Origin of the sequence: Halobellus ruber, from assembly GCF_014212355.1 — an archaeon.
Classification (GTDB): Archaea; Halobacteriota; Halobacteria; order Halobacteriales; family Haloferacaceae; genus Haloquadratum; species Haloquadratum rubrum.
The window spans coordinates 340,858-363,035 of record NZ_JACKXD010000001.1 but is presented as its reverse complement, the minus strand read 5'-3'; the positions used below and the strand labels follow the sequence as shown (position 1 = coordinate 363,035).

Annotated in this window: 20 protein-coding genes; 6 read left to right on the top strand and 14 right to left on the bottom strand. The window is 56.0% G+C overall.

From position 1 onward, the window contains the following. Positions 1–313: 313 nt before the first annotated feature. The 11 genes from H5V44_RS01880 to H5V44_RS01830 all read right to left on the bottom strand — a co-directional run bounded on the left by H5V44_RS01880 (position 314) and on the right by H5V44_RS01830 (position 13,005). A complete protein-coding gene (locus tag H5V44_RS01880) occupies positions 314–1,513 on the bottom strand; it encodes a cysteine desulfurase family protein (protein ID WP_185191438.1) in 1,200 nt (399 codons plus the stop codon). Beyond that, positions 1,510–1,917 carry a DNA sulfur modification protein DndE gene (gene dndE, locus H5V44_RS01875; protein WP_185191437.1) on the bottom strand — a complete coding sequence of 136 codons (408 nt, stop codon included), beginning with the start codon at positions 1,915–1,917 and terminating at the stop codon, positions 1,510–1,512. Before dndE ends, H5V44_RS01880 begins: the two co-directional genes overlap by 4 nt. Then, positions 1,910–3,970 (bottom strand): DNA sulfur modification protein DndD, encoded by a 2,061-nt coding sequence (gene dndD / locus H5V44_RS01870; protein WP_185191436.1) that lies wholly within the window; start codon positions 3,968–3,970, stop codon positions 1,910–1,912. The genes dndE and dndD overlap by 8 nt, the downstream gene beginning before the upstream one ends. Next, entirely contained in the window at positions 3,967–5,472 is a 1,506-nt protein-coding gene (gene dndC / locus H5V44_RS01865) for a DNA phosphorothioation system sulfurtransferase DndC (protein ID WP_185191435.1), read from the bottom strand. The genes dndD and dndC overlap by 4 nt, the downstream gene beginning before the upstream one ends. Before the next feature lie 347 nt (positions 5,473–5,819). After that, entirely contained in the window at positions 5,820–8,429 is a 2,610-nt protein-coding gene (locus H5V44_RS01860; protein ID WP_185191434.1) for a DEAD/DEAH box helicase, read from the bottom strand. 379 nt (positions 8,430–8,808) lie between these two features. Continuing rightward, complete coding sequence (locus H5V44_RS01855) at positions 8,809–9,708, bottom strand: hypothetical protein (protein ID WP_185191433.1); 900 nt, start codon at positions 9,706–9,708, stop codon at positions 8,809–8,811. Continuing rightward, the gene (locus tag H5V44_RS01850) at positions 9,705–10,580 is read right to left on the bottom strand and encodes a hypothetical protein (protein ID WP_185191432.1); all 876 of its coding nucleotides are present in this window, start codon (positions 10,578–10,580) and stop codon (positions 9,705–9,707) included. Before H5V44_RS01850 ends, H5V44_RS01855 begins: the two co-directional genes overlap by 4 nt. A 139-nt stretch (positions 10,581–10,719) precedes the next feature. Further along, positions 10,720–11,367, bottom strand: a complete 648-nt coding sequence (locus tag H5V44_RS01845; RefSeq protein ID WP_185191431.1) for a hypothetical protein — start codon at positions 11,365–11,367, stop codon at positions 10,720–10,722. Positions 11,368–11,499: 132 nt separating this feature from the next. After that, positions 11,500–11,760, bottom strand: a complete 261-nt coding sequence (locus H5V44_RS01840; RefSeq protein WP_185191430.1) for a hypothetical protein — start codon at positions 11,758–11,760, stop codon at positions 11,500–11,502. 25 nt (positions 11,761–11,785) lie between these two features. Next, positions 11,786–12,589 carry a hypothetical protein gene (locus tag H5V44_RS01835; protein ID WP_185191429.1) on the bottom strand — a complete coding sequence of 268 codons (804 nt, stop codon included), beginning with the start codon at positions 12,587–12,589 and terminating at the stop codon, positions 11,786–11,788. Between the two features lie 32 nt (positions 12,590–12,621). After that, positions 12,622–13,005, bottom strand: a complete 384-nt coding sequence (locus H5V44_RS01830; RefSeq protein ID WP_185191428.1) for a hypothetical protein — start codon at positions 13,003–13,005, stop codon at positions 12,622–12,624. 525 nt (positions 13,006–13,530) lie between these two features. Between H5V44_RS01830 and H5V44_RS01825 the strand changes: the two genes are divergently transcribed. Further along, the gene (locus H5V44_RS01825) at positions 13,531–14,376 is read left to right on the top strand and encodes a hypothetical protein (RefSeq protein WP_185191427.1); all 846 of its coding nucleotides are present in this window, start codon (positions 13,531–13,533) and stop codon (positions 14,374–14,376) included. Between the two features lie 922 nt (positions 14,377–15,298). On the opposite strand, the gene H5V44_RS01820 is transcribed toward H5V44_RS01825, so the two are convergent. From H5V44_RS01820 to H5V44_RS01810, 3 genes are all read right to left on the bottom strand, one after another. Next, a complete protein-coding gene (locus H5V44_RS01820; protein ID WP_185191426.1) occupies positions 15,299–15,616 on the bottom strand; it encodes a hypothetical protein in 318 nt (105 codons plus the stop codon). A gap of 196 nt (positions 15,617–15,812) precedes the next feature. Beyond that, entirely contained in the window at positions 15,813–16,496 is a 684-nt protein-coding gene (locus H5V44_RS01815; RefSeq protein WP_185191425.1) for a hypothetical protein, read from the bottom strand. A gap of 251 nt (positions 16,497–16,747) precedes the next feature. After that, on the bottom strand, positions 16,748–17,209 hold the full coding sequence (locus tag H5V44_RS01810; RefSeq protein WP_185191424.1) for a hypothetical protein: 462 nt from the start codon (positions 17,207–17,209) through the stop codon (positions 16,748–16,750). Between the two features lie 211 nt (positions 17,210–17,420). On the opposite strand from H5V44_RS01810, the gene H5V44_RS01805 reads away from it, so the two are divergent. The 5 genes from H5V44_RS01805 to H5V44_RS01785 are packed head-to-tail and all read left to right on the top strand — an operon-like array spanning position 17,421 to position 22,080. Continuing rightward, positions 17,421–18,470 (top strand): Cdc6/Cdc18 family protein, encoded by a 1,050-nt coding sequence (locus H5V44_RS01805; protein ID WP_185191423.1) that lies wholly within the window; start codon positions 17,421–17,423, stop codon positions 18,468–18,470. A 40-nt stretch (positions 18,471–18,510) separates the two neighbouring features. Further along, a complete protein-coding gene (locus tag H5V44_RS01800) occupies positions 18,511–18,756 on the top strand; it encodes a hypothetical protein (RefSeq protein ID WP_185191422.1) in 246 nt (81 codons plus the stop codon). Between the two features lie 17 nt (positions 18,757–18,773). Next, on the top strand, positions 18,774–19,619 hold the full coding sequence (locus tag H5V44_RS01795) for a hypothetical protein (protein ID WP_185191421.1): 846 nt from the start codon (positions 18,774–18,776) through the stop codon (positions 19,617–19,619). Further along, positions 19,619–19,930 carry a hypothetical protein gene (locus H5V44_RS01790; RefSeq protein ID WP_185191420.1) on the top strand — a complete coding sequence of 104 codons (312 nt, stop codon included), beginning with the start codon at positions 19,619–19,621 and terminating at the stop codon, positions 19,928–19,930. Before H5V44_RS01795 ends, H5V44_RS01790 begins: the two co-directional genes overlap by 1 nt. Beyond that, the gene (locus H5V44_RS01785) at positions 19,927–22,080 is read left to right on the top strand and encodes a type B DNA-directed DNA polymerase (RefSeq protein ID WP_185191419.1); all 2,154 of its coding nucleotides are present in this window, start codon (positions 19,927–19,929) and stop codon (positions 22,078–22,080) included. Before H5V44_RS01790 ends, H5V44_RS01785 begins: the two co-directional genes overlap by 4 nt. Positions 22,081–22,178: the final 98 nt, after the last annotated feature.

Below are 22,178 nucleotides of genomic sequence, written 5' to 3'. Positions count from 1 at the left end.
AGCACCACGAGTTGAATAAAATCGGTCTGCCCCCGGTGTGGCCAATGGTTTTCCTCGACCTACACGCCGGTAAATAACCACCTCTTGATCAGCCCACTTCGCTCGGTCGAGGCCCACAATGCCCCCCCAAGGTTGTGTAAAATATGAGGATCGTATCGATCTACCACCGACAGTGTCTCTGGAAGAACTTCCTCGGGGCCACAGCAGTCGGCGAAACCTAAGGCGATGGGCGAGCCACTCGATATTACTGCCAGATACACAGCGATATTGCCAGCAACGGTGAGAACATTTCTATGATACTCGGTGTGCTACGCTAGCCAAAGATCGACTCAGTGAGATTCACTTCCTCGATAATCACATCAGCAGCGTAGTCGATCTCCTCTTTGGTGAGATCTTTCCCCAGTCCAAACCGCACAGCGCTTTCGATGCGATCTTGATCGTCGGTGATCGCTTCGAGCACGTGTGAGGTTCCGTCACCACTCGCACACGCCGAACCCAGCGCAGCCATCACACCCTGATTCGAGAGCGACATCCGTACCAGTTCCCGCACATCGACGTTCGGAAAGCTCACGTTCAGGTTGTTCGGAAGACGCTCCTCCGGGTGTCCGTTCAGGCTCACTGTCTCGAGTTCATCCGACAGGCGCTGCCACAGGTGGTCACGTAGCTCCCGGACGTGACTCACGCGTTCCTCGCGATGCTGGACGGCCAACTCAATCGCTTTGCCTAACCCGACTATCCCGGGAACGTTCGGGGTCCCAGACCGCTTCCCACTTTCGTGCCCGCCGCCGACCAGTAGCGGTTTGAGTTTGGTCTTGACGGAGAGATCAGCGTACAGTGCCCCGATGCCCTTCGGGCCGTAGATTTTGTGCCCAGAAATCGACATCAAGTCGATTCCCATCTCGTTGACGTCGATATCGACGTAGCCGATTGCCTGTACGGCGTCCGTATGGAACCACAGGTCATCGTGGTCGGCAGCGATGTTGCCGATTTCCTCCAGGGGATTGATCGTGCCGATCTCGTTGTTAGCTGCCATAATCGAGATCAGCACCGTCTCATCACGGATCGCGTCCGCAACGTCCGCTGGATCGACTTGGCCATATTCGTCGACGGGGACACGCGTGACATCGAATCCCTCCTGTTCAAGCTGTTTGTAGGGTTCGAGGACTGCTTCGTGCTCGATCTCTGAGGTGATGAGATGTGATCCGAGTCCCTCCTCGCGGGCATAGTCAGCAATACCACGAATTGCGAAATTATCCGATTCGGTGGCGCCACTGGTGAAAATAATCGATTTCGCGACTACCTCACCGCCGGTTCGGGCGCCGATCGCCTTGGCTACCTGCTCCCGGGCTGTTTCCATTTCAGCGTGAGCCGTGTGTCCGAACGCGTGGTTGTCCTTGCTCGCGGGATTACCGTACTCTTCGGTGAAGTACTGCTGCATTTCCGCCACGACACGGTCATCGACCGGCGTCGTGGCGTGATGGTCGAGATAGATTTCGTGGTCCGAAGTAGTCATTGCGTGCTCTCAGCTGGCGCCTCCTCAGGCTTCAGCTCTTTGGGGACCAAATTATACAGATCCCCCAGGTCACTAATATTCCCGGACAGGGTCTCGATGCCGCGGTTGAGATGCGCAAGGAAGTACGACTCAAGCTCCGAGTCTGGATCGTAGCCCTCGTCCAGCATCCGCTTTTGGACTAATGCGATATACAACGCGTCGTGTTCACCCAGCAGCGTGTACCGATTGAACTCTTTACCATCGGTATCGTACTCCTCCATACTCGGAGGGCGGTCAGCCCCGAGCGAGTACATTAACCCAATGCGTGCGATATAGTTCGGCGTGAGCCCGGTTGATTGACCGAGATTGCGGAGCTTGTAACTCACGCTCTCATCAATCTGGACCCGGTTGAGTTGTTTAGTCATTGTTGAATGGGAGCTGACTCTGCTGTTCGACGTGTGTCACATCTGTATCAGGGGTGTCGGCCGGCTGTGACCAGAAGTACCCGGGTGAGATGTGCGTTTCCCCCGTGTTGGAGTCCTGCTCAAGGAGGTATTCGTGTGCAATGTCCTCTTGGAGCAGGTCGTAATACTCCTCTGTGATCTCCGTATCGGTTGAAAAGAGGAATACCTGGTGTGCAGCGTCGGGGAAGAAGCGGGTGACGAGGTTGCTCCGGTGGTTTTTGTCGAGCCGTCCCAGTGGCGTATCAATGATGAACGGGAGCGGACGGTCGGAGATCTCGGCTAACGCCCACAACAGGGCGGTCGCGAAGATCTGTCGTTCACCGGCTGAGAGCTGTGATTGCTCCTTTCGATCACCGTGTATTGTCTCGACCTCGATCGTCAGGTTCTCGCGGTCGATGACGACATCATCATAGAACTCGTTTTTATTCGTGAGCCGGATATATCGGTCTGTCAGCACGGATTCTAACTGCTTGAGTTTCTCCGAAACGAGTTCCGCCCGGTACTCCTGCACGACTTGACGTGTCTCTTCTGCCAGTTCCGCCCGTTCAGAGACATCTTCCAGCTCCTCTTGTTTTTCGTGTTGTTTTTCGAGGTCGTTTTCGATGCGTTCGATCTTCGTGTCGAGGGTGCCTAACCGATCGATGCAGTCATCGATCTCCTTTTGCAACCGCCCGCGCTTCTCGTTGAGCTCGTTGATTTCCTCCAAGATCGGCGAGATCACGGACTGATCTGGCGCCCGCTGAATGTTCTGCTGAACCTGCTGTCGTTCACGGGTGAGTTGTTCCAGTCGGTTTGCAAGCTCCTGCATACGTTCCGGAACATCCTCAAGCGCCGTGTCGACGACGCGGAACATTTGTGTCCGCTCTCGGTCGGAGAAGTCTGCCGATAATCGGGGCTCGCTCGGTGCCGTGTCAGCAAAACGGTCCGACAGTGTCGACTGGATGCGCTGTAGCACGTCCGCACTCGCATCCTCGGGAATGTCGAGGTCGCTCCAGACATCGTCTTCGTCAGCTAAGTCATCAAGCTCTGCAACAACCCGCGCTTGGGCAGCAGCTTCCGTCTCAGCCTCCTTTTCCTCTTCCAGTTGCTCAACGACCGCGCGACACAGCTCCGGCGCAAGCGCGAAGGGGTATGCCCCTCGGGCCAACTCCTGAATTTGCTCTTCGACGGTCTCGATCTCGGTGTCCAGCTCCTTACGCCGATCCTTGAGCCCACTTCGCTTCTCAGCGAATGAACCTCCCTCCTGTGCAAGGGCCGTTTCCTTCTGGTCGATCTCCTCCGAGACGCGTTCTAACTCCTCTCTTTTACTCTCTAACTTCTTTTCGACCTCCTCGTGCTCAGCCTCAAGCGCTTCCTTGTCATCCCGGAGCGATTTGATTTTCTCGGCCAGCTGGTCGTGGCCACTCTCATCGAGTTTGTTTGAAAGATAGATCGAGAGGTCTGCGTCGAGTCGATCAACGAGATCCAGCCCGAGCAGCGAGAACAACGATTCCTCGAAGTCATCTCCTTCCTCGATCGCACTTGCCAGCTTCTGTACCTTCTCGCCATCGAAGAAGAAAAGCTGTGAGATGCCCGGGGGAATGAGTTCCTTTAGGAAGTCAGCCCACTGGTCCTCTTGGAGATCAGCGAGCTTGCTTCCATTACGGAGGACCGTGAGAGATTCTTCGATCGACTTGCCTCGGTCTCGCCAGTGTCGCTCGACGACGTAGTTTTCGGTCGTACCGAAACTCCCGTAGTCGAATTCGAGTCGAATGGATGCCTCTGTTGCCGTGGTTCCGTTCGATTCGTGGAGCTTCGAGCGGATCGTGTTGTGGTACTCACGTTTGCTGACTCCACCCCCAAACGCACTCCGGCCGTGAAGACAAATCTGAATCGCGTTGAACAGGGTGGTCTTCCCAGCCCCGTTTTCACCGCCGAACAACACGATTGGTTCGTCCGGTGTCGTACTCAGATTGAACGTATTCTTCCCTTTGTACGGGCCGTAGTCGGAGAGGGTGAGCCGTTTGATCTTCATATATCGACTTCCTGCATCAGCTCCTCGTATTCGACATCATACTGCCATTGCTCGGGTTCTTCGCCGTCGATGTCGGCTGTAATGTCTTCGATCGACCGCCAGTCCTCCCGGAATATTTTATCGATCGTGTCATAGATCGAGGCACGGCGCTTCATACCGTGGTGTTGGCGTTCAACATCCAGAAGTCGCTTGACCAGTCGTGCGGGCACATCACGGTCCGCACACACCCGCTCGAGTACGTCAGCCTCGTCAGTGCTGAAGGAACCCAGATCGTCGTGCACCCAGTCCAGATCCTCGCCCATTACATCACGGTAGATCTGCGGGACAACATCTTCCCAGTCGGCCTCCTCGGTCCGCCAAATCCGGCGAATCTCTTTCAGTTCGGCATCGCGGATTAACTCGAGATACTCGGCATCGTCATCGCGTCGTTCGTTGACCTCTTTTTCCGTTTCGAGCAGTTTCCTGAGGAGATGCTGCCTGAACTCGAACTTGTACGCCCGGGGAATAATCCCGTCTCCCCCGTTCGTCTTTTCTTTGACGCGTCCGTGTTGCCGGCCTTTCGGTTCCCTGTATTTTGACTTCTCATCGGGATCCTGGGTCGATTTGAGGAAGTTACGGAATTCCAAGAGTGGTTCCATCCAGAGATCGCCCCCATCGACCATATTCTCCATCGCCTTGTCATCCTCAACGACCGTGCACGTCCAGCACCCGAACCGACTATTCCCACAGGATGGGGTACTCGTGTCGATGACCATCGGACACTCGTCGTCGGCTTCGTTGTACAGCGCCGCGAGTTCATCGTGATCTTTGCCCCACGGGCAGTCAACGTTCAGGAGGTACTTCCAGACGTCCTGCGTCAGCCAGTCTTCGATCGGGGTGTAGACGAACGCGTTCGCGAACTTCGAGTGCCGAGCGAGATTCGTGCCCTCGATACTGTGGAGGTTCATCACCTGCTCCCGCGTGGCGCTTTCAGCTTTGCGTGCGCCGAGGATAACGACGACTTCGCCGTACTCCGAGACCTGATCTAAGATGAAATTGTCTGCGGGATCGATTTTCAATCGTTCCGTACACCATCGGAACGTCTGATTCGGTGCTGGATAGCCTCGCCCGATGAGATTCACCCAGAACGAATCATCGACGTCCGGGTAGACCTTTTGTGCCTCAAACGGAAGATTCGCCTCCTGAGCGTGCTCGTTGACCTTCTCCAGTGAGGAGGTAATATGATTGACGATCTTGGGCGTTTCGACGAGCGTGTCACTAGAGATAACGTGAATCGGTTTGGACCGCTTTTCAGGCGGGAGCTGACTGATCGCGATCCAAATCAACTGCAGTGTCGTCGTCGAATCTTTCCCGCCGCTATAGCCGATCACCCACGGCCGATCATCAGCTAGATAGGTCTCGCGAATTTCCTCATAGATATCCTCGAGCGACCGGTATTCCCAAACAGAAGCCTCACGTATATCTGATACGTCCTCGTTCTCATCGCCCGATCGCGTTCCCATAACGTGTGGTCCAACGAAGCCACGTTGTAATAAGATTGTGCTACCGGACTGAAAGTGAAATCCCACTATCGCTGGCAGGACCGACGACTCACTCATCAAGGAGTGAGCCAATGGCAGGCCGTATCAGTGGAGCGAAAACTGTAGAAGCCGACCGCCTGGCTTTTGAATTATATTTGTTTGCTGCGCCCATCTATAGAGGCGAAAATCCGTAGTGGTATAATCGCGTGCAAGCAGAAGCCTCGCGTGTGGAAGGTGCCACATTAGCGAGCGAAGCCACAGTTGCCAGGTGACGTAGCCACTGAAATTCTTATCTGGGTGTCTTGTCTGAGTCAGTCTATAGGTTGGGTTCAGTCAAGCAATTCATCAACATCGGTTGGGGCGTCCCCGCTGAGTCTGCCGGTCTGCTCCCCATACTCGATCTCGTCGACGTCACCGTCAAAGGTACCAACGAACAGAATGTCTCCATCTGGCGACCGCGTCAGGAGGTGCCCAGCGTTGTTGATGATGATCTCTCCGCCATCTTTGAGATTATGAACGAATGTAGCTGCGCTCTGTAGCTCTGGATTGGTAATTTCGCGACGCGAATTCTTCCCAGGTTCGAATGGTATGCCCTCTGAATCAACACTGATTCGATACCCATCCTGTGGACCCGAGTACTCATCACCCACCTCTAACTCCGAGGCGTCCGGAACGGTCGCAGGTGAATATTTTCCAGAATCTGGGAGTTCATCGTCTGTTGCTTCTCGCATCCGACCTGAGAGTGCTTGATCGGAGTCATCAGGTTCCCAGATATAGTGTCCAACGTCGGCATTTGCGAGTTCATCGCGCCAATCGTGTTTACTGAATATTTTCTCATCGACAGTGTCGCGAGCGTAGAGCACATACAGTTCTGACTTCTCATCTGGATCCTCGCCAGTTCGTAAAACACGGCCCAGCGTCTGAATCCGTTGGCGGACACTGCTACTTGAAACTCTGATGATCCCAATATCCGCGCTTGGGACGTCAACACCCTCAATAAGGGCCTTTACACTCAACATCACATTGGCGAAGCCACCCTCACGGAACCACCTGATAGCAAAATCATTCCAAATCGGGCGTGAGTGTCCTGAATGATACATTACCGGTTTGTAGGCAGCTCGAGACAGGAGTTGCTCAAACTCCTGATCAACTTGCTGTAATTTCGGGTATTGCTCATAGAGAGCGGTCCGGTAGTCTGCATCGGTCACCTCATCGGTCCGAACATCCCGTCCACGACGATCAAACGGAGCAACCATCCGCTCGAGCTGCTCAATACGTTCCTGGAAAACGATCGCCTTCTCGTCGTTCTCTATAACCCGTTCCAACAGCGTGAGGGTGATCGCTTGCCGCCGGGTGGCGTCGGCGACGACTTGCTGACGGTCGCTAGTATACTCGAAGTAATCTGCAATCTCTGGGGTGGAGAGATCCTCCTGTTGGAGCAACAACTGAAGGTTCTGATTAAATTCGCCCCCCATCGTTGCCAACCGGTTGCCATACCGAGATCGGATATCGGATAGCGCGTCTCCAATTTGGCGTGTTAGTTTATCGTATGTATGCCGTTCAGCCGCGGTTAGCTCAAATCCGATATAGTTGATTTCAAACTCAGGAATCAATCCTCGATCAAGGCCTTCCTGATACGTGAGAGTGTAATAGACCGGCCCAAGTTCTTGTAGAAGCAGTGAATCGCTATCGGCGACGGTAAAGTCGTCAGATTGGACTAACTGATCAGTAAAAGCCGGCTCGTGAACGGTTTGTGAAAGCGGCGTCGCTGAAAGGCCGAGAGTGGCTGTTCGGTGATAATCGAATACGTTCGAAAAAACCTCCCCGGTATACCGGTGACATTCATCGGCAATGAGCAAGTGCGGAGGTGTCCCCGCTTGGTTCAGATCTTGACCAAGGTAGTCGTCTTTGACCGCGCTATTGACGATACTCACGATGATTCGACAGTCCTCAGTGAAGGAATCCTTGTGACCACCGCCTGCCCATCCGATATCGGAGACAGGAACGTTCAGGGTTCCAGTAAGTTCAGTCAACCACTGTTGCATAAGAACATTCGTAGGCACCAAGACCGAGATTACACCGTCCGGGTTTTCGTCGATCCATCGTTGGATGATGCTCAATGCCATCACGGTCTTCCCTGCGCCTGTGATGACCTGCGTGATACCTGTTTCCGGCTCTTTGCTCCCATCGAGTCCTGAGGTAAACCACTGATCGGCAGCCTCCTGTTGCCACGGATACAATTCGAAGTCTCGAGGGAACGAGTAGGGCTGTCTCTGGTCGGTAGTCAGCCGTTCCAAATCCAGCCGGCTAATCCCTGACCCGGAAGCAATCCGGATTCGCTGTGCCTCGGTGAACGATTCAGTATTGTTCATCCGACGCAGAACATCGATAGGTAATCCCTGAAGATCGGAGGACTCGAAGGGGAATCTATCCAACACAGACTGGAAGAGTTCTCGGCGCTCGGATTGTGTTGAGAGGTAGCTGTCCGTTTTGCGCAGTCGAGCGTCATATGAGTCACCAGCACGGGCGGTTTCATCGAGATAGTCCTTCCAGAAGGTGGTATACCACCGGCGTTCCTTTCCGAGACCACCGGACTCTCGATACATATAGTACTTCATTAGATCTCGCTTGACACGCCCGGAGGGGGGCGTGGTCATAGCCCCTTCACGCCGGAGATGGTTCTCGAAACGACGGAATAAATCCGCATCAGTGAACTTCTGCGGGGAGAATTCCGGGGCCAGGCTGTAGCCTTGATCCTGATCACGAAACGCAGCAAGCTGGGTCAAAAGCTGTGGATATCCACGGATACCCCCTTCACCGAAGTCATACTGTCTGTTTTTTTTGAGGTGGTTGCGGATCTCTTGTCGGCGAACGCTGACACCGGGCTCACCATCAGCGATGCTGTCCACCGCGCTGTAAACGGCTCGCAACGCTTCCATACCTCGTGGGAAGTCCGCTAGGAGGACCCAACTCCGTTTGATTGCACGCCACAGGAATTCACTGAAGTCCAAATCATCGGATAACCACCGCTGAGCTGGTGGTGAGATACTAACAGTGTCATCCGTTCGATCGATAACACCAAGTCGTTCATAGTCCGAGAGAAGGCTTTTCAAATACGGTTCAGTGTACGTCTCACCCGTCTCGGGATTGCGGTAGTCCTGCAGACAAGCGGCAAAAAAGTCATCCCAGGCACGTGTGCTATCGGAGGTACTCTCATCGCTAATTAGAGAGAGGATCTCTTTGTACCGTTCCGGTGAGCGAGGAACACCGTTTATTGGCGGGGGAAAGCGACGGGTCACACGTAAACCATCTTAACAGTCATTGCATTTCCTGTCTTCGACTAGTTTCAACGAAGTATCGGTTATCGTCGACAATAGCACATGGTATGAGTCCATCATCGAATCGGTCGACACGGCCCAAATGTACCGGGAGTTGTCCGTCTTCAGTATTCCCATCACCGGTAGCTTCCAATCGACGCCGAACCAGCCGCTGAATCGCCGATTTTTGTGCTCTGTTTGCTTCACGTTTCCACTCAGCATACATTGTATTTATTTCGTCACTGCGAGTCTCGGGAACACTATCTGGAGGAATATTGACCCAGATATGGCCGAATTCGGTCACATAGACCCGTCCAGGTGGTTGTCGATACTCGCGATACCGTTGGATCAACTCGGGGTGGTCGAAGGCTGACTGAAATCGATAGCTGTAGTTACGGCCTTCCCAAATCCAAAGCAGCTCGTTCTGAGCGCTGACCGACCACGTTTCACCGTGGTTGAATGGGAATCCTTCCCAAACGGCCACTGGTGGATTTTTCGGAGGTTTTGGGTTGACATTGATCCCATCGAGGGTGGGCTCACCGCGTAATTTTCCAACGTAGGTTAGAATCCAGCCGTCCGAAACGGGCGCCCTATCAAGACGGTCGTACCGATCGGCCTCGACTTTGGTAAGGACCTCGCGACCAGCAGTAATGACGACACTTCCTTTCCCATCCCGTTTGCCAATATCACGGAGTGCCTCGAAGAGGCCTGACGGTGGTTCAAAAAAGAGTTGAAGGTCATCGTATTGCCAGGCCATAACTAACTGGTGGTGTTTGCGAGACGAGATCAGACTGTACTTTGAGCCACGGTACGCGGACGGCCACGGATCACCAGGATCGACAACCACTTCCTGACCATCCTGAATCGGGACGTCCGTCGGAACGCGTTCTAAAGAGGTCATACGTCCTCGTCGTTGGTAGAATCCCACTCTTCAGGATCATCATCGAAGGTGGGCTCGGAGGTCTCATCAGTAGGATCCTGATGATTTTCTGGATTTACGTCGTGAGTCCGGCCCAGATTTTCGGCCCACGAATCAAGTTCGTTAGCCTCTTCCTCAGAGAGTGGCTCTGAAAGGGATTTAGAATCCTGAATTTCAAATTCAAAGTCGTCTAGAGATCCGATATAGATCGGCAACATCTCTACTCCCCGCTCCTTTCGGAGTTTGATGATATTCCGTACGACCTCGGGAAGTTCACTGAATTGTGAATCGACCTTGTCTGGTCGTGGATGAAACGGAATGAGCGTGATGAGATCGCGCCAGGGAGTAATCCGAAATGACCCACCCTTCGACTTGTAGCGGTTGAGTTCTAAAGAAATCTCTCGCGGCAGGGGTGTATCAATGTAATGACGTCGGTGTGTCTCGGGGTTTTGCCACCATACTCGGTCACGCTCGACGAATGAAAATCGAGCCCCATCGTACACGCTGGGCCACAAGTCACCCGGGTCGAGATTCCCCGGTCGGACTGGGATAGAGACATCCGGGTTCTCTGCCGGTCGATATTCTCCATCGAGCGGATATTCTCCTAACCACACCTCACGGTAGTCGCCGGAGTCAGTCTCAACACGAGTGAGGACATCTTGGTTCTCGGTTACGTGCATCCGCCCACCAAGAGATTTCAACCCAACCAGTCTCTCGACGATCTCATCAGGGGTCGGATCCAAGTAGAGACGCTCAGTACCATCATACACCTGCCACCAGACACCACCGTCAGCATTTGCTCGGAGGCGGTAGCCGCGATAATAACCAGGCCAGGTATTAGGAGGATCAGACATTACTAATCGCTAATTGGTCGATGAAAGCCTGGTGAATAAACCTATGGGACGGCCATTTGATGCGGTATCAAGGTAAATACCATAGAAAGCCCGTATCGTTGCTCTACATCGTGAACTGAACTGATCGACTCCAGACTAGTTACGAAGAATGGTGATCTCCACTTGGGAACGAATCAAATTCCGTCTGCATCCTGTCGGTTGTAATGTGTTGAATATTGCCTGCCTCTCTTACAGTGGTTTGGACGCCATCCGTACATAGAATACCTCGTACTGACTCTTCGTCCAACGTTTCATCAGACAAGAATTCTCCCGCGTACTCTGCAAAATGAATATATTCAACTAATTCTCTGAGTCCAGTCGAGAACGTACTCGGTGACACAGTGTATTTTGCCTCGCCGATGATGACCCCACGGAGCGACTGATTCGTTTGAGTATCCCAATCCAAAATCAGAAAATCAGGTCGGCCGCTGTAGAAGCTATGTTGACTTCCCCGAGATAGGAATTGATCAACGAGTTCCGAGTGAGTCTCTAATGCTTGTGACTGTCGGTAGAGTTTGTGGTAGAAGTCGTCTTGACCAGTCGGGTCCGGAAGATCTGCAGGCTTCGGATAATCGCTATAGAACGAAAGCGGGCCGCCCTTATCGTAATAAATCTGGAGTAGTCGGGTCGAACTTTCCAATTCCGCAATCTCGTCACCCCCCGGCTGGATCCGTTTGAGTGACAGATCAGCCTCTATCCGGCGTCGTACCGCTTGGACAATCGCGAATAAACAAAACAGCTCGAACATCTTGTGATTCTCCAGTGGTGCAATAATGGTGTTCCGCAGGAGATCTTGGACACTCTCGATGCTCGTTACGTGAATTTCCGTTTGGCTCGACTCTCGATCTTCCGAAGATCCACGTCAGCTTATTCACGGCGTCTACCAGCGGATGTGTTCCGTCGTAGTCCCATAGTCAGTCGCTTTTATGAAGCCTCCTGAAGGTTGATACGCTCTACCACACGCGAGCAACTCCACCAATGCATCCGAGAAGATATGGAACCGCATCTCCCCGGGAACAAGTTCGTCCTGGAGGTCCTCCAAATCGACAGCCTTGCCACCGTCAAGCCGATGGAGCACGACAAGCACTGTCTCGGCCTCCGCAGAGATTCTGATCGAGATATCTTCGGTGTCTGGTGTCATATTGATACGGAGGTAGTTGCAGTGGTTACGCTATCTTGTAGCTGAACCACAGACTTACGGAGACGATAGCGGCCAAAGCAGCCAGTTGGGGATTCCTGAGGCCTCGTACGAAGGATGCGATCGCATCGAGATGGCCACGGGACTCTACGATCGTAGTCAGGCAAGCTCGCACACCACGAACCCATTTTGATAGTCCGCGCAGGATACGTCCACACTCCAGCCGTGCTTGGGCGAGGAGCGACCAGTCCTGTGTCGTGAACGTCTCGAACCCGTAGGTGGCTGGGTCCACGCCATCGGCGAAGCCGTTGGAGGCTGCCACGACGTCGACAGTGTCGGCGTACTCCTGGAGTACCGATTCAGGAACTGCAGTGGCGTGATGCTTAGATTGGATCTTCGTCTGGTCTTCTCCGACACGAACCACTCCATCGACGCCGCCGTCAGGGGCATACGCAGAGGTCCCGGAATCGGTAACGGTCCCACCGACGTGGCGCGCGTACTCCTTGGCGTTCAGTCGCTCTACCTGTCGGGCCTCGGCATATCGATCGATTCCTGTTCTACGAGCGGCAAGGAGGAGCAAGACTACGCCCCCGCCTGTCAGTAGAGGATGCCGTCGAATAAACGAGGCCAGATTACTCAGTTTCTCCCGAAGAGACCCGAGAGCGCTTTCGAAGCGAGTAGCCCGGTCTGCCGTTTCCGCGTCCGCCTCGCTGTCGGTGTCGGTGTCGCTGTCGGTCTCACTGTCAGACGACCGAAGGCGGGCCCGGATCGCTTCGGCCAATTTCTCGATGCCGATGTCCAGCTTCTCGGCCAGTGTCCGAAGACGGTCCATCAGAGTATCGGCACTGTCCCGACGACGTGCTGTCATTCCGTCTCACCTCGGTGGATCTGCTCGAGGGATTCGTTACACCACACGCACCCACAGGTCGCAACGACTTCGTGGACGCCGTCGCAACACGGACACGTCGAGAGGTTCCGAGAGGCAGTCGCACGCCCTCTCGACGGGACGACGGTCTTGAGTGTACCACGACGGAAGATGAAGACGAGCTCCTCGTCGAGGCTCCCAGGTGCGTAGATGAAGGTCTCCGCGCCCGGATATGCGGGCGCGCCATCCGGAAGCGTGTAATCCCCAGGCGCCGCCAGGGCGAGTGCTTCACGCAACGGGCGGTCGTCTCCGCGCTGCTCCCACCTCTGCGCTGCGTGGTCGAGGATTCGTACGGACGGCCCGTGAGGCGTCTGGACGCTCATCGGGCACCCTTCATCGTCGCGGGAGCGGTTAGACCGTCGGCTACGGAGGAGTAATTACCGCGCTCTACGTCTGGATCGGTCGCGTGGGCCAGTATGAACAGACTCTTGTTCGAACCGGCCGTGTCTGGGTCTGCGGTCATCGTTGGCTTCGGGGCGACGGCGCTTGACTGCTGGCACAGTCGGGGGCCACTCCCCCAGGCCGTCCGAATAGGTCGATGCACGTCGTACACTAAAATCCTCCGCTGAGAGCCTCTCTATGCTTTGTATATGGAGTTATTATTAATAGGTTGGAGCACGTTGCTTCAGTTATCGATGAGTCAGGACAGAAGCGAACGCAAGAGTACGACGAGTTTTCAACTCAATCAAGGGCTCCACCGAGCTGCTCGGGAGAACGACGCTTCGATTAGCACGCTCGCGGAGGAGGGGGTGGTCCACGGGGTAGTCGGTGATCTCGTCGGTGTGTGTTGGCTGTGTGGAAATTATATCTCGAGGCGTAGCCAGACACGCTTACTCGACGCAGACGAGATGGACGAGATCGCCGCTACGACAGTATTCAGTACTCCTGGAGAGTGGAAGTTCGATGTATCTGGCGAAGTACCCTCCGACGAGAGGCTGAATCACATCGCCGGGCGGATGATGCTGACAGACGAACATATAGAACTCTGCTCCGACTGCATTCGGCTCCTCGATGAAGTTGGATACAAGACACCGGAGAACTTCCCGGTCGCGTACTACGGCCGTGGAAAAAAGGCGTCCGTGCGGGCCGACCCCGAGCGGTTTATGCGCCGCTATGCTGCTGAAGTGGCCGCCATTGCCTCGGTCAGCCTGACGTATTTGTACGAACAAGATGACGAAGCCGCGTTTTGGTGGGCCGTCCATCCCGCCGTTCGGAGAGAGATCCTCAAAGGCGGAACTGACGGCCATCGGCCGTGGCGGTGTATTGCAAGACACAGCAACGCGTACTGGTGGGCACGAGGCGAGTCGGCGAAGCCGGTCTTCAAGATGGCAGTAGGTCGAATCGCTGGTATAGACAGGGGACCGGTGCCCGGCCGGAAGCGGTACTGGCCTGGAGGGAATCACAGCGTATCGGATATCGATAGTAAGTACATCTGTTCAGCCTGCGGGGCTGACGGATTGTCAGAACGGCGATGTCCTGAGTGCCTCTACAGCTCCTGTGAGCAATGCTCGGGGGCGGTTACGATAAGCATCGACGGAAGGGTTGAAGAGCGATGTCTCGAGTGCGGGTGGAGCGGCTCGGACCCGCAATTCATGCAACGGTTCACTGAGACATACGCGGATGTCTTCGAGAATATCCGTCGGTATATTCCTGACGACCGGCAGGAAGACGTGAACCGTATACTTCAGTCATAGCTGCGTGTTCGATCGAGTCTCGGATTCGGTGCGTGGTCGCAAATCGAGACGAAACGGTTTCACCGAATCGTCCCACACGCACCGGTAGCTCGGATGTCTAGATACGCCGCTCGGCTGCCGATCACCGTCGAGACGATGTCGGTGCTCGGTGTGGCTATCGTGCTCACCGTGGTTCACTTTCTCGTGCCCTCGGCGATTCAGAACGCTCTCGTTTTCGATCACGCGCGGTTCGCTCCGCATACACTCCTGACGTCGGCCTACGTCCACGCCTCAAACAACCATCTTCTCAACAATCTCATCGGGTATGCGATGGCTGTGCTCTACGCGTACGCGGTCTGTCTGTCGATTGACGAACGTCGGTGGTTCCGGCGAACGTTCGCCGTCCACCTCGTCGTGATTCCTGTACTCGTGAGTCTCGTGAGTTACGCTGTGTTTCAACTCCTGTTTCCTGAGGCCACTCCCGTCTCCCGTGGCTTCTCGGGGGTCGTCAGCGGATTCGTTGGGTTTCTATTAGTCGCGTTGTATGTGTTCGTCCGGCAGCGACACGGCCGCGGACTCGGCTATACGGTCGGACTATGCGTGCTGTTCGTGTTGTTGGAGATGATCGATCTCCGTTATGCGGGGCGGTTACGTCCGTCGGTGACAGGCCCGCTTGCCCTCGGTGGGGTGGTCGTGGTTTTACCGCACCTCCGAGATGGCGTCGCGGTGCCCAAGGGACCCAAGCGGAGGGCAGCCGTGAAGACTGCCATCGCAGTCAGCGTTGTCGGGTTCATTCTGGCGTATCTGCTGTTGCGGTTGTTCCCCCCCTCCAGGCGCGATTGTCGTGGACGGAAGCTTTACGAATATTTTCGGGCACACGGCAGGGGTCGTCTGGGGAGCAGTAGTTTCGGTCGTAATGTGGACCCAGAGTTGAGCCACAATATTACCACTTATAGAACGTGCCTTCCTCGGGAGGGAACTCTGACAGTGGAATGTCGTGTGGATACGGATCCTCAAGAATCGTCTCTGGGTCACGGATCTGTCTCGATTCGAGATCTGGAGGAGCAATTACACCGATGTATGCCGCCTCCGGATACTGATCTATCGGGTGGTCGGTGAGAATCCGCTGGATACCTGCTTCTGCATCCTCAGGAAGCCCCTTGACGTCCTCATACGCAATCACGTCGGCACCATCTGTAGCCCGTACGCGGAGGTGTACACGGGGGCGCCAATCTCGGGACTCAGTTGATATGAAGTCCATATGTCTTGGTTTGGATGCTGGGATAAATAGCTCAGCTACCGTGAGAATTGGAAGCTCCGTTCTTGCTTCGTGGAAAAATAAGATTTGAAATCTGACCAAAGTGTGGTCTGAGATTGGTTAAATGGCAGTTACACAGAGCCGCATTACAATTACCCGGTTTCATCAATGTCTATGCCGGCTGCTTCTTACGAACGGGTCATTTACTGTTAAACCATTGCGACACGCCGTGCTGCAGAGACGGAAGAGCTGTGCGCACTACCACGCCGGTAACCAGGGCCACGATTGTAAGTGCGACACTGATGGGCAGCATACCAGCCACATCCAGGACCATCAGGATCTCTTGCCGAGTCTCAGCTCTCTCAGCTGCGATCAATCCCCGGTATTGGAACTTATACAACATAAGCACAGTCACGAATGAACAAACCGCGCCAGAAATAGTTGATATTGAGGTTTTGACGGGCGTTTGATAGGAGCGTGCTACACAGTGGTATCTCGGAATCTGTCCTAATCCATACCCGAAAATAAAACCGCTTAGTAATACGCTTGTTCCGAGGGCAATCCTTCCAGAAGTTTTCACACCGTACGTCTCGGAGAGTAGAATCCCTCCGACATATTCAATGAAAACCTTACCAAGAAATGTCTCAAAGAATCCCCAGAGGGCTAAGAAGACAAGTACAGATACAAATGTGGTAGTGATGAGTTTGATACCAATGATTTTTGATGTGGTAACAGACGACGTATCCCGGGACTGTGAGGGGTGGTCTGTCGACTCCGAACTGGATGTGGTATCAATTGTCTCTGCGAGTACAAAACAGAGTACCGCGACAGACCCAAGGAGAATTCCCGCTTTTCGGAGGGTGCTAGCGCGCTGACTCGTCATAGTTCGTATTTAGTATTTGTTTACGAAGTAGTGAATGTATGGCCACGCTCAGTTTTGTTGATAAGCAGAATTCTCTAAGGAAACCGGGGCTAGTCGCGGCGATTTTATCAGGTGCGAAGGATTTTACTTCACCACCTCCTCTGACCTGAGAAGTAGTAGTACGCAGCGTGAATCCCGAAAACGAATGCCGCTTTTTGAATAATATCCCCATTTCCTACAAGCAGTAGTTAGGATTCAACCGCTAAGTGACATCATATTCGGGAGGCAAAATCAGATATCGAGATCGCCTTCCCCGGCGTTTTCTTGTTGACTGCACACTGGAGCTCATCATCGTGAGTAACAAGCGTGTAGTTATTTTGGATAGCTGTTTCCGCAATCACTACGTCTTTTAATTCGTTACCGTCATCAGAATCCATTTGATTCAACATATCCTCAGTGAATTCACCCTTACCCCATTTACTCCGGTCCCAAGCCGAAAAGCCCCATCTAAATTCTTCGGCCGTTACTGATGATGCATCAACGACTTCTAGAACGTTGTTCAAGATTCTGGAATAGCTGCCGGCAGCCGAGAGTTCATCTTCTTGAATATGCGTAATGAAAAATTTGTCAGATGATGTGTAAAGATCTCTCGCATCAACCTGTCCGTCAGCGAATTCACCGATAGTGCTGGTATCAAGCATATATTCCGCCATACTCTCAAGCCAAACTGACATCTGAAAGTTCTTTCTGAGAATGGTTTAACAGAGTTTATTTTCGTCGGGTCGGTTTTCGATTAGAGGGCTTTGACTTCCATATTCAGACCAGGCCGTATATTCTCAGTTTCTCTGTGGGTCGTGTCTGGCCGTCACTTTGTGACCAGTCTGGAAAAGTCGGAACTGAGGGTGGGGTTTATACTTTCACTACACCTCACCCAGCCAATAGAAGATGATCACGCATCCTCGCGTCTTCGACGACGAGTGGACGCCGCAAGAACTCTACCACCGCGAGGGTGCAGTTGAAGTTTTGTCAGAAGCGTTCGACCCCGCGACACAGGGCCACGCCGCAAAGAATGTCATCATTCACGGCCCCTCAGGGGTCGGGAAGACGGTTCTCGCGAAGCATACGATGGGCCGCCTCGAACAGCACGCAGATGTCACTACCGGCCTCATTGAGGGCCTCGGCACCACGACGGGGGCGGTACTCAGACGGGCGGTCACGGTCGCAGCCAGAGACACGACCCCACCGCAGAACGCGACCGTCGAGGACCTACGCTGGCAGTTGCGTGAGTGCATCGAGCAGCCATTGATTTTAGTCCTCGACGAGGCCGAGGGGTTGCCCTCCACGGATGCGCTTGATCAGCTCCTGGCGATCGAGCAGCTCTCCATCGTGGCGATCGTCCACGATGAAGATCGGTGGCTCGCACGCATCTCCGACGACGCCCGCCAGGCGTTCGCGGTCTCGATTGGGCTCGATCGCTACCATATCAACGAACTGGCCGCGATCCTCCGCGCCCGGGCCGAGAAGGGACTGGCCGAGTCGGTCGTCACCGATACTCAACTGGAACACATTGCTGATGAAGTCGCTGGCGTGGCTCGCTACGGCATCCAGTCGCTACACGCCGCAGCCCAACTGGCGGCCGAACGCGACCACTGGACCATCCAAGAGCAAGATATCGAAGGCTCGTTTGCGCGCGCTCGGCGGCGGATCCGCCGGCTGAATCTGCGGTCGCTCCCGGTCCATCATCACGTCCTCTACGCACTCATCCGCGACGCCGGCGAGATCAGCGCCCGCACACTCCACACCCGATACGACGAAATCGCAGACATCTGTTACCGCGGGACGGATCTGATGCCGATCGGGAAGCGCGAGCGGCGGAACAAACTCCAGAAGCTGCGCGAATATGATCTGATCGAGCGGGACGGCCAGACGTACTGGGTCTGCGACGCCGAGATTCCCGCTGCGATCGACGTACCCGCGGCGGAAAGTCGGAACTGAGGCGCGGCTTCAATACGAACTCGGCCCTCGAGCCGGGCGTATGCAGCAGACAGCAACGCTGGAAACCTGGGATGGAACGAACGTCGAAGTCGAACACGTACAGGATCTCGCCGGTGGCGGCGCTCGCTTCGATATCGAAGCCGAAGCGGGCCCACGCTGGCGACTCGACGTGAGCAAGACCGGAACGTACGAGGTCGTCACCTCGTGGGACGCACGTGGCCAGCTGGCCGACGTCGAGACCCCCGAGTGGATGGATGATATCATCGCGCGGCTCCAGCGGGCCTGAGTGGAGGGAGAGCGCTGATGTCGCCCGACCCACCGACACGCCCTGCCGATACGAATCGCTCGCTCGCCGCCGAGACCGACCCGCCGCCGGAGGAGCTGTACCTCCCATCGCTGGATAACGGAATCACACACCTGGAGGTCACCGGTTCCCGCAGTGTGCCGGCCCTGCAGGCGATCGTGCTGGATCACCTGCTGCTCCACGAGGGGCCGGCATTCTGGGCCGATGCGATGGGACACGCCACGACAGCGGCGCTGGCACGGGTGGCCCCCAGCTGGCGGCTTCTCGAACGGATCCACGTCGCTCGTGGGTTCACCCCCTACCAGCATCACACCCTCATCGCCGACCTCTCGGCACGGATCAATGAGACACTGCGTGAGGATCCGTCAGCCAAGCCGACGCTTATCATCGCCCCCGCGATCGATGCGCAGTATCGCGATGCCGACACCCTCTCCGAGGCGCAGGGTGAGACGCTGCTGGCGCGGTCGCTTGCACGACTGCAGCAGTATGCGGACGGCTACGATGTCCCGGTACTGGTGACGACGACCGAAGACGGGACACTCACCGAGACGGTCAGGCGAGCCGCGGCACACGAGCTCAGATGCGAGGAGACACGACTCGGCCCGCGGTTCGTCGGAGACGAATTCGAGACGCTCGTCTACCCCGCCGGCGACGGGTACTACCAGACGACGATCGCCTACTGGACACAGATTCTCGGCGCCCGCGCCGAGCAGGCCGGACTCGAGCCGAGCGCCGGGGCGGTACAGTCCGACGGGCCGCGTGTCGGGACTGGCATCTCGATCGAGGGTACAGCGACACCGACGTCAGCCAGCCCGCTGCTCGATGCGTGGGCCGGAGGGCGGTGATGGGCCGCACCAACCCGACCTATCGGGACGCCCTCCGCGCGCTCGAGGAGCGCTGGCAGGACTTTCGGCGGGCGCTGCGCAGGCGTGACCAGCCGCGCTTCGATCGGCTGTTCGAATACGCTCGTGAACACGCCGATGCAAGCGGGCTGTTGAACCACCAGAATCCGCTCTGGCCGGCCGTCCTCAGTATCGATCTCGAACAGGAAGCACGCCTCGACGAGCACGAAGCGCGCCTCGAGAAGCTCGAAGCGCAGCTCGAGGGGACTGGTAGTGAGACCGACGCCGGTGAGTCACCCGAGGGCCGACGGTGACCTTCAGTATCGATTTTCTGGACGACGGCCGTGTCCTCAAATGGACGAAGACCGACGCCGGCGCCACGGCGGAGATGAACGACGCCTACACGCCGCGGTTCTACGTCGGGCCGAGGGATCCCGAGACGAACGTCGATCTGGATGGGGTGCGGGCGTTCTACGACAACCATCCGGACGTCGACGCGACAGCCATCGTCCAGCGACGTCCGGGCTTCAGACGGGAGCGAGAAGCCGTGCTGGCCGTCGATGTCAGCCACGTCGGCCGGGTGTCGACGCTCGCCGAGCAGGCCAGACAGCTCCCCGGTGCGCCAATCGGTGATCTCGCCTGCTACAACGTGGATTTCTCGCGGGAGTTCCGGTACTGCCTCGAAACAGGGACGGACCCGACGCCGACAGCGGACCTTACCACACTCCGGTTGAGTGTTCCAACGCCCGAACTCGGGAACGAGACGGTTGGAGAACTCACCATCGGCGGGGAACAGGTGACAGGCCCACCAGTGGATATCCTCAACGCGGTGATGGGGGCCGTCGAGGACGTCGACCCGGATGTCCTCGTCTGTTCGACCGCCGAGATTGTTCCCACCCTCCACGAGATGGCAGAGACAGCCGGCGTCGAGGAGTTCTCGCTCAGTCGGTGGCCCGACACGGAATATCAGCAACTCGCGAGTCGGTCGACCTTCGCCAGCTACGGACGCGTCGGCCACTCGCCAGCCCGGTACAACGTCCCGGGGCGGGTGTTCATCGACGAGTCGAATACGTTCTTCTTCGACGAGACCAACCTCGACGGACTTCTTGATCTCGGTGAGCGGTCGCGGAAGCCACTGCAGGAAGCTGCGTGGGCTTCCATTGGAAATATTCTCACTGCGATCCAGATTCGAGAGGCCCACGACCGGGATGTGCTGACACCGTGGAACTCCTGGCGACACGAGTTCTACAAGTCGATGCGGACGCTCCACGACGCCGATCGCGGGGGGTTCATCTTCGCGCCGGAGGTCGGCATCCACGAGGATGTCCACGAACTCGATTTTTCGAGTCTGTATCCGAACATCATCTGCACCCGAAACGTCTCGCCGGACGTCATCCGGTGTGACTGTCATTCCGACCGCGAGGACGTCCCCGAACTCGGCTATGCGATCTGTGATGAGCGGGGGTATCTCGTCGACGTCCTCAAGCCGATCATCGAAGATCGGGACGCGATCAAGGAGCAGATCCGGACCGAGAAAGCACGACCGGATCCGGATGCAGACCGGCTGGCCGAACTCGAGGGGGCGTCGGATGCGCTGAAGTGGATCCTCGTGGCCTGTTTTGGGTATCAGGGCTTCTCGAACGCCAAGTTCGGCCGGATCGAATGCCACGAGGCGATCAACGCCTTCGCCCGGGAGATCCTCCTGACCGCAAAGGAGCGGCTGGAGGCCGGCGGGTGGCGGGTCGTTCACGGGATCGTCGACTCGATCTGGGTGACGCCCGATCCCGACGTGAGTGACGTAGATCGGGTGGATCTCGATGAACTGGCTGCGGAGCTCACCGACGAGGTGGATATCCGCCTCGAATACGAGGCCCACTACGACTGGGTCGCCTTCGTTCCGCAACGGAATTCGGAGGCCGGGGCGCTGACGAAATACTTCGGCAAGCTTGCTGACTCGGATGAATTCAAAATCCGTGGCATCGAGGCTCGGCAGCGGTCAACCCCGCCGTTCGTCGAACGCGTCCAGCGGGAGTGTCTCCGGGTATTCGCTGAGGAACGCGATCCGGCCGCCGTGCTGGACCGACTCGACTCTGCGATCACTCGCCTCCACGCCGGCCAAGTCGATCCCCAAGCGCTGGTCGAGCGGAACCGCATCTCCAAGCCGCTCGAGGCATACACGCAAACCACTCAGAACGTTGCGGCTCTGCAGCGGGCCGCCGAGCAGAATGTTGCCGTCCATCCCGGGCAGACCATCGAATATGTAGTCGTCGACGACGAGAAGGCCTCCCGAGATCGGGTTGCCCTCGCGCACGAACACCCTGAGAGGTATGATCCTGAGTACTACGAGGGGCTGTTGATCCGGGCTGTTGAGAGTCTGCTTTCGCCAGTCGGGTGGGAGCGGTTGGATATTCAAGCGGCGCTCTCCAAAACGCAGCGGACAGACCTATCGACGTTTTCATCGTAACAGGTGCCTCCAACTTATTTGGAACCCGGATCACTACAGCGGAGTACGCTGTTTCCCCGATGCTAAATGGTCCTCTGTCCAGTGAAGATGAATACTGT

Excerpts from the sequence above, each read along its gene's own strand:
- H5V44_RS01880 (WP_185191438.1), bottom strand. The coding sequence starts at position 1,513 with ATGACTACTTCGGACCACGAAATCTATCTCGACCATCACGCCACGACG.
- dndE (WP_185191437.1), bottom strand. The coding sequence starts at position 1,917 with ATGACTAAACAACTCAACCGGGTCCAGATTGATGAGAGCGTGAGTTAC.
- dndD (WP_185191436.1), bottom strand. The coding sequence starts at position 3,970 with ATGAAGATCAAACGGCTCACCCTCTCCGACTACGGCCCGTACAAAGGG.
- dndC (WP_185191435.1), bottom strand. The coding sequence starts at position 5,472 with ATGGGAACGCGATCGGGCGATGAGAACGAGGACGTATCAGATATACGT.
- H5V44_RS01860 (WP_185191434.1), bottom strand. The coding sequence starts at position 8,429 with ATGGAAGCGTTGCGAGCCGTTTACAGCGCGGTGGACAGCATCGCTGAT.
- H5V44_RS01855 (WP_185191433.1), bottom strand. The coding sequence starts at position 9,708 with ATGACCTCTTTAGAACGCGTTCCGACGGACGTCCCGATTCAGGATGGT.
- H5V44_RS01850 (WP_185191432.1), bottom strand. The coding sequence starts at position 10,580 with ATGTCTGATCCTCCTAATACCTGGCCTGGTTATTATCGCGGCTACCGC.
- H5V44_RS01845 (WP_185191431.1), bottom strand. The coding sequence starts at position 11,367 with ATGTTCGAGCTGTTTTGTTTATTCGCGATTGTCCAAGCGGTACGACGC.
- H5V44_RS01840 (WP_185191430.1), bottom strand. The coding sequence starts at position 11,760 with ATGACACCAGACACCGAAGATATCTCGATCAGAATCTCTGCGGAGGCC.
- H5V44_RS01835 (WP_185191429.1), bottom strand. The coding sequence starts at position 12,589 with ATGGACCGTCTTCGGACACTGGCCGAGAAGCTGGACATCGGCATCGAG.
- H5V44_RS01830 (WP_185191428.1), bottom strand. The coding sequence starts at position 13,005 with ATGAGCGTCCAGACGCCTCACGGGCCGTCCGTACGAATCCTCGACCAC.
- H5V44_RS01825 (WP_185191427.1), top strand. The coding sequence starts at position 13,531 with ATGGACGAGATCGCCGCTACGACAGTATTCAGTACTCCTGGAGAGTGG.
- H5V44_RS01820 (WP_185191426.1), bottom strand. The coding sequence starts at position 15,616 with ATGGACTTCATATCAACTGAGTCCCGAGATTGGCGCCCCCGTGTACAC.
- H5V44_RS01815 (WP_185191425.1), bottom strand. The coding sequence starts at position 16,496 with ATGACGAGTCAGCGCGCTAGCACCCTCCGAAAAGCGGGAATTCTCCTT.
- H5V44_RS01810 (WP_185191424.1), bottom strand. The coding sequence starts at position 17,209 with ATGTCAGTTTGGCTTGAGAGTATGGCGGAATATATGCTTGATACCAGC.
- H5V44_RS01805 (WP_185191423.1), top strand. The coding sequence starts at position 17,421 with ATGATCACGCATCCTCGCGTCTTCGACGACGAGTGGACGCCGCAAGAA.
- H5V44_RS01800 (WP_185191422.1), top strand. The coding sequence starts at position 18,511 with ATGCAGCAGACAGCAACGCTGGAAACCTGGGATGGAACGAACGTCGAA.
- H5V44_RS01795 (WP_185191421.1), top strand. The coding sequence starts at position 18,774 with ATGTCGCCCGACCCACCGACACGCCCTGCCGATACGAATCGCTCGCTC.
- H5V44_RS01790 (WP_185191420.1), top strand. The coding sequence starts at position 19,619 with ATGGGCCGCACCAACCCGACCTATCGGGACGCCCTCCGCGCGCTCGAG.